The 435-nt window shown below is 73.6% G+C and carries 1 protein-coding gene; it reads left to right on the forward strand.

All coding sequences use genetic code 11. The features are described 5' to 3' along the window. On the forward strand, positions 1-435 hold a 435-nt coding region (locus D180_RS19170; protein ID WP_043091363.1), incomplete at both ends, for a transglutaminase-like domain-containing protein.

The following is a 435-nucleotide window of genomic DNA, read 5'->3' on the forward strand; positions in this document are numbered from 1 at the left end:
CCGCGCCCTGCAATGGATCCGCCGCGACTTCGCCTATACCCTGGAGACGCCGCTGCCCGGCCGCGACGGCGTGGACGAGTTCCTGTTCCAGCAGAAGGCCGGGTTCTGCCAGCACTTCAGTTCGGCGTTCGTGGTGCTGATGCGCGGCGCCGGCATTCCTGCGCGCGTGGTCACCGGCTATGCCGGCGGCACCCGCAATGCGTTCGGCGACTACTGGGTGGTGCGGCGCATGGACGCGCACGCCTGGGCCGAGGTGTGGCTGCCGCAACGCGGCTGGGTGCGGGTGGACCCGACCGCGGCGGTGGCGCCGGAACGCATCTACGACACCCTGGAGGACCGGCTCGACGGCGGCGCCGGTGCGCAGGGCGGCGCCGGCGACTGGCGCTGGCGCGACCTCGCCGACTGGGCGCGGCGCGGCTGGAACGACCTGGTGCT

The organism is Xanthomonas sp. SHU 166 (genome assembly GCF_000364685.1).
GTDB lineage: Bacteria > Pseudomonadota > Gammaproteobacteria > Xanthomonadales > Xanthomonadaceae > Xanthomonas_A > Xanthomonas_A sontii.